The sequence below is a fragment of the Micromonospora echinofusca genome, assembly GCF_900091445.1.
Classification (GTDB): domain Bacteria; phylum Actinomycetota; class Actinomycetes; order Mycobacteriales; family Micromonosporaceae; genus Micromonospora; species Micromonospora echinofusca.
The window spans coordinates 2,163,417-2,169,417 of record NZ_LT607733.1 but is presented as its reverse complement, the minus strand read 5'-3'; the positions used below and the strand labels follow the sequence as shown (position 1 = coordinate 2,169,417).

The window sequence follows — 6,001 nt, the reverse complement described above, 5'->3', positions numbered from 1 at the left end:
CACCGAATCCAGGAGGGAACGAGTGGAAGAGCACGTCCTTGCCGCCGTCGAGCGGGCGACGACCCGCCCGCCGGAGCGCTACGACACCATCACCGTCCGGCCGATCTCGCCGGTCATCGGCGCGGAGGTCTCCGGCCTCGACCTCGCCACCGAACTGTCGGACGCGCAGTTGGCCGAGGTCCGGCGCGCCTTCCTCGCCCACCACGTGCTGGTCTTCCGCGACCAGGTGCTCTCCGCCGAGGACCACAAGCGCTTCGCCGGGCACTTCGGCGAGCTGCGCCGCCAGCCCCTCGCCGACCTCGACGGCGGCGACCCCGCCATCCTCGAGATCAGCGCCGGCCGGGACTCGCGGTTCGTGGCTGGCGAGGACTGGCACACCGACGGCACCGCCGAGGCCGAGCCGTCGCTGGGCTCGATGCTCTACGTCACCAGGACACCGGAGATCGGCGTCGGTGGCGACACCCTCTGGGCGAACATGCACCTGGCGTACGAGATGCTCTCCCCGCCGATGCGGGCCTTCCTCGACGGCCTGACCGCGATCCACGACGGCCTCATCCCCTGGCAGGGTCACACCCCGCCGCCGGAGTACGTGGTGCCGAAGAGCGAGCATCCGGTCGTCGTACGCCATCCGGAGACCGGCCGCCGGCTGCTCTTCGTCAACGCCGGCTTCACCTCGCACATCGTGCAGCTGTCCCGGGTGGAGAGCCGGGCCCTGCTGGACATGCTCTTCGACTGGGTCGCCCAGCAGCCGATCCTGAGCTGCCGGGTGCGCTGGACGCCGAACACGCTGGTGTTCTGGGACAACCGCTGCACCCAGCACCATGCCGTGTGGGACTACTACCCGCACTCCCGCTACGGCCAGCGGGTGACCATCAACGGCGGCCGGCCGACCGGGTAGCGCCGGCGTGGGGTGGTCAGGGCGGTGGGGTCAGCCGCGCACGATCTGCTCCGTGTAGGCCCAGTCGGCGTCCAGGGCGGCGTCGCGCTCGTCGGTCAGGCCCGTCAGGTCCGTGCCCGCGACGCGGCCGACGCCCGCGATCCGGTCCCGCAGGATCCGGGCGGTGACCACGGCGGCCCGGGTGCCCTGGGCCGTGACCGGGTCCAGGTGGTAGCCGGCGTCGCCGACCAGGCACCAGCCCGGCCCGCTCATCGGCCGCCGCAGCATGCGCATCCGCCCGGCGCCGCCGATCGAGGTGGCGCGGCGCCCGGCGGCGACGGCCGGGCCGAGGTACGGGTCGTCGCGCACCATCCGCTCGTACGAGTGGGCCGGGTGCCGGCCGGTCTCGTCGATCAGGCTCTGGTGCAGGTCCACCGCGACGCACCACTGCTTGTCGCCGCAGGGCGTCGAGATGAGGACGCTGCGGTCCTGCAACGAGAAGTACGAGCGGTCGGTGGGCAGCGGCAGGTTCTCGTAGTAGGCCAGCAGCGCGAACCATGGTGACTCGACGACCCGGTAGGCCCCCGCGCCCACGCGCTCGGCGTTGCGCGACAGCCGCCCGTCGGCCAGCACCAGCAGGTCGCAGGTGACCTCGCTGTCGACGGCGCCGTGCCGCACGGTCGCCCCGCGCACCCGGCCCGCCTCGATCGTGAGGTCCCGCACCCGGGCCGGGCGCAGCACGGTGACGTTGCCCCGGCTCTGCGCCGCGGCCAGCAGCGCCGGGTCCAGCACCTCGCGGGGCACGCTCATCCGGAACGAGTGGGCGTCCTCGCGCGGGTAGACCCGCTCGATGACGTCCTCGCCGATGCGCTGGGTGTCGCCGTAGGTGGGCGGGGCCCCGCAGGCCAGGACCGTCTCCAGCAGGCCCAGCTCGGCCCACGCGAGGTTGCCGGAGCGGTCCCAGGTGGACTGTTGCGGCCAGAACGCGGTGGGCCGCGAGGCGTCGACGACGAGGACACGCCCGGCGTACGGCGCGAGGGCCCAGGCGGTGGACGCCCCGGCGATCCGGCCGCCGACCACGACGACCTCCCAGTGGCCGGCGATCACGCCGGCACCGACTCGACGCGGTGGTGCTCGGGCGGGCTCCCGACGTCGTCACGCGGCACGGCTCAGTGTCCCATCCGGACCGGACCCGGGGAAGGGAGCGGCCCGGCGGGCAGCCCCGCGCGGCGGGTGCCGGGACGACTGCCCCGGGCCCCGCGCGGGGCGGGCGGCCGGGTGCGCGCGACCCGTCGCAGAGACCCCGTTTGTTACTGGCGGATTACCCAAGACCATTAAATTCACCCAGGTCAGCGGGCTCGCGTGCGGGACGTGGGGTGCAATGTGAACAGTCAGACGATCGCCCGGCCGGAGCCCCGGCTCGAGGTCCGGGATCTCCGGTGGCGACAGCTGTGGGCGGGCGCGCGGCTGCTCGCCCAGGCGTACGAGGACGGCGCCATCTGGGCCGCCGCCGGCTCGCTCCCCCGGTGGCAGCGCCGGTCGGCGCTGACCGCCCTCTACCTGGCGGAACTGGTGATCGCCCAGCTGATGAGCTCGGGCATCACCCTCGCCGCGTACCGTGCCGACCGGCTCGACGGGATCCTCGTCCTCTACGGCGACGAGCGCACCACGCCGTGGTGGGGTTGGGCGCTGCGCTCGGTGGCGTGCCTGCTTGCCGGGCCGCGGGCCGTGGTGCACGCCGTGCGGATCTCCAACGCGCTGGACCGGATGCGCCCCAGCCGCCCGCACGTGTGGTTCGCGGTGCTCGGCCGGCGGGTCGACTCGGTCGGGGTCGGCTACGTCCTCATCCGCGCCGGCCAGGCGCGGGCGGACGCCCTCGGCCTGCCCGGCTACCTGGAGACCTCGGCCGGCCCGGAACAGGTGCAGATCAACGAGATGCTCGGCTGGACCTCGGTCGACGAGTACGTGCTGAGCACCGGGAGCGTCATCAAGACGATGTGGCGCGACAGGACGGCCCAGTCGTGACCGCGGCCGGATTGTGTCGCGGGCTCGACACGCTCTTCGCGGTCCCGCCGGAGCACCGGCTCGACGACGTCGACCGCGTCACGGCCCGGCAGGTGCTCGGCTGCGACGACCACACGCTGTCCGAGTTGCTGGGCCGTGGCCTCCCGGCCAGCGGCGACGCGGGCGAGGAACGCTTCGACTCGCGCGACCTGTTCAACTTGGCGCTGTACTCGGGTACCGGCACGACGGTGCCGGAGCAGGCCTTCGCCTACTCGCTGCGGTGGATGCGCGCGTCGACCGACGAGCTGCTCGCGCCCCGCGCCTCCCGGTTCGCGCTGAGCGTCGCGTGCGCCGCCGACGCGTGCGGTCCGCAGCCGACCAGCGTGCTCGCCCTGCCGCGCCCCGAGCGCTGCGGCGGCGCGGTGCACGACCTGACGGTCGAGCCCGCCGGCGGCACGGTCGGGCCGGACGACGACACCGTCACCCGTACGGCGTCGCAGCTCGCCGTCACCGCCACCGTCCACACCCGCGGCGAGCGGGCCGAGCTGCGCTCGCCGGAGCTGCGCGCGATCGCCGCCGAGTTCGCCGCCATGGACCTGCGCTGGGTCAAGCTGCCCGAGGCCCTGAGCGACGACGTCGAACTGGTGACCACGCGCGGCGTGGCGAGCTGCGACTCGGCGAGCCGGTACCTGGCCGGGCTCTGCGAGCGGGCCGGCTTCGCGGCGGTCACCCGGATCGGCTGGGTGGTCGGCATGCTCGACCTGGTCCACGCGTGGGTGGAGGTCGAGGACGACGACGGGGCGACCAAGGTCATCGACCCGGTCTTCGCGCTGTTCTCCGCCACCGTGCGCGACGCCAATCCGCTGCTGCGCGACCCGGCCGTCGCGCTGCGCACCAACCGCCTCATCCCGACCGGCCTGTCCACCGGAGGGACCGTCGCCGCGCACCGGTGCGCCGGCGGGCCGACGGCGGCCCGGGTCACCACGAAGATCCTCCCCGCACCGACGCGCCCCCAGGAGGGGTCATGAGTACGACCGAGACGGTTCCCGAGTTCCTCACCACGTTCCTGCGCGCCAGATGTCCCGACATCGACTCGGTCGGGGTCGACGAGGACCTCGTGGACACCGGCGTCCTGAACTCGATGCACTTCGTCGAGCTGCTCTACCTGATCGAGGCGGAGCTGGGCACGGAGATCTCCCTCGACGAGGTGAGCACGGACGACTTCCGCACGATCTCGCGGATCACGCGACGTTTCTTCACCCCGGGGCAGGGCCCCGGCGCGACACCCAAGGAGTAGCAATGTTGGAGACCCGTGTCCGCGAGGTGGTGGCCTCGGTGTTCGGTGTCGTGCCGGACGAGTTGCCCGAGCGGCTGGACCCGGACACCGTGCCGGGCTGGACCTCGCTGCGCCAGATCCAGCTCATGATGGCGCTGGAGAAGGCGTTCGGCATCGAGATCGACCCGAACCTGCTGCCGGCCCTGGCGTCGGGTCCGGCGATCGTGCGTTACCTCGAGGAGACGCTGGCGGTCCCGGACGGGACGAGCCGATGAGGGCGTACCACCCGCAGTTGCGCACGGTGCACGACGTCGTCGCCTTCCACGCCGCGCAGCGGCCGGAGCACCCGGCGGTGCACTGCGAGGACCGTACGGTCAGCTACGCCGAGCTGCACCGGTCGAGCAACCGGACGGCGCACGCCCTGCGGCGCGCGGGGGCGACGGCCGGGAACCGCGTCGCCTACCTGGGCAAGGAGTCCGAGCACTACTACGACGTCCTGTTCGCCTGCGCCAAGACCGGCACCGTGCTGGTGCCCATCAACTGGCGGCTGCGCGCCGGCGAGATCCGCCACATCATGCGCGACTCCGGCAGCACGGTCCTCTTCTGCGACGAGGACCTGCTGGACACCGCCGAGGCGCTGCGGCCGGATCTGCCAGAGCTGCGCGAGGTGGTGTCGCTGGCCGACTTCACCGGCTGGCAGGGCGACGAGGACGGCGACCTGGGGCCGTCCTGGAACGAGGAGCAGCCGCTGGCGCAGGTCTACACCAGCGGCACGACGGGCAATCCCAAGGGCGTCGTGCTGGCCCACCGCAGCTTCTTCGCGGTGCGTGACGCGCTCGTCTCCGAGGGCCTGGACTGGATCGACTGGCGCCCCGACGACGTGAGCCTGATCGGCATCCCCGGCTTCCACATCGGTGGGCTCTGGTGGTCGATCCAGGGCTTCAGCGCCGGCATCACCAACGTGTCGGTCCGGGTGTTCGCCGGGCACGAGGCGGTCCGTCTCATCCGCCGACACGGCGTCACCACGGCGTGCGTCGTACCGGCCCAGTTGCAGATGATGCTCGCGCCGCCCCGGCCCAAGCGGGAGGACTTCGTCTCGCTGCGCAAGATCGTCTACGGCGGGTCGCCGATCTCCGAGGCGCTGCTCGCCCGCAGCATCGAGATGTTCGACTGCGACTTCGCGCAGATCTACGGCCTGTCGGAGAGCGGCAACACCGCGGTCTGCCTGCCGCCGTCGGCGCACGTCGTCGGCGGGCCGCGCATGCAGGCGGCCGGTCTGCCCTACCCGGGCTTCGGCGTGAAGATCATCGACGGTACGGGCCGGGTCCTGCCGCCGTACGAGGTCGGCGAGATCTGCCTGTCCACCCCGGCGCGGATGATCGAGTACCGGGGCCTGCCCGAGGCCACCGCCGCGACCCTGGTCAACGGCTGGCTGCACACCGGCGACGCCGGCTACCTGGACGACGAGGGCTTCCTGTTCGTCCGCGACCGGATCAAGGACACGATCATCGTGGCCGGCGAGAACGTCTATCCGGCGGAGGTCGAGAACGCGGTCAGCGCGTACCCGGGCGTGGTCGAGGCCGCCGCCGTCGCCGTGCCGCACGAACACTGGGGCGAGGTCGTGCACTGCTTCGTGGTGACCCACCCCGACCAACCCGTGACCGCACGCGACCTCACCCCGTTCCTGCGGGGGCGCATCGCCGACTTCAAGATCCCGGCGAGCTTCGAGTTCGTCGACCAGCTGCCCCGCAACCCCAGCGGAAAGCTCCTCCGCCGGGAGCTGCGTGAAAGGTTCTGGCAGCACCTGGAGCGGCGCGTGGCCTGACGGCCCGCCGGTCCCGTTC

General features: G+C 72.7%; 7 protein-coding genes. 6 read left to right on the top strand and 1 reads right to left on the bottom strand.

The genetic code is table 11. The features are described 5' to 3' along the window. The first annotated feature begins 22 nt into the window (after positions 1–22). Entirely contained in the window at positions 23–898 is an 876-nt protein-coding gene (locus tag GA0070610_RS09825; RefSeq protein ID WP_088999739.1) for a TauD/TfdA dioxygenase family protein, read from the top strand. A gap of 30 nt (positions 899–928) precedes the next feature. Here the strand turns inward: GA0070610_RS09825 and GA0070610_RS09820 are convergent, their stop codons facing one another. Next, positions 929–1,984: an FAD-dependent oxidoreductase gene (locus GA0070610_RS09820; RefSeq protein WP_088999738.1), complete on the bottom strand. Its 1,056-nt coding sequence runs from the start codon at positions 1,982–1,984 to the stop codon at positions 929–931. A gap of 276 nt (positions 1,985–2,260) precedes the next feature. Between GA0070610_RS09820 and GA0070610_RS09815 the strand changes: the two genes are divergently transcribed. The 5 genes from GA0070610_RS09815 to GA0070610_RS09795 are packed head-to-tail and all read left to right on the top strand — an operon-like array spanning position 2,261 to position 5,982. After that, a complete protein-coding gene (locus tag GA0070610_RS09815) occupies positions 2,261–2,902 on the top strand; it encodes a hypothetical protein (RefSeq protein ID WP_088999737.1) in 642 nt (213 codons plus the stop codon). Next, on the top strand, positions 2,899–3,909 hold the full coding sequence (locus tag GA0070610_RS09810) for a hypothetical protein (protein WP_088999736.1): 1,011 nt from the start codon (positions 2,899–2,901) through the stop codon (positions 3,907–3,909). Before GA0070610_RS09815 ends, GA0070610_RS09810 begins: the two co-directional genes overlap by 4 nt. Continuing rightward, positions 3,906–4,178 carry an acyl carrier protein gene (locus GA0070610_RS09805; RefSeq protein ID WP_088999735.1) on the top strand — a complete coding sequence of 91 codons (273 nt, stop codon included), beginning with the start codon at positions 3,906–3,908 and terminating at the stop codon, positions 4,176–4,178. The genes GA0070610_RS09810 and GA0070610_RS09805 overlap by 4 nt, the downstream gene beginning before the upstream one ends. Positions 4,179–4,180: 2 nt before the next feature. Next, positions 4,181–4,432, top strand: a complete 252-nt coding sequence (locus tag GA0070610_RS09800) for an acyl carrier protein (RefSeq protein ID WP_088999734.1) — start codon at positions 4,181–4,183, stop codon at positions 4,430–4,432. Continuing rightward, a complete protein-coding gene (locus GA0070610_RS09795; protein ID WP_088999733.1) occupies positions 4,429–5,982 on the top strand; it encodes a long-chain-fatty-acid--CoA ligase in 1,554 nt (517 codons plus the stop codon). The genes GA0070610_RS09800 and GA0070610_RS09795 overlap by 4 nt, the downstream gene beginning before the upstream one ends. The last annotated feature ends 19 nt before the right edge of the window (positions 5,983–6,001 follow it).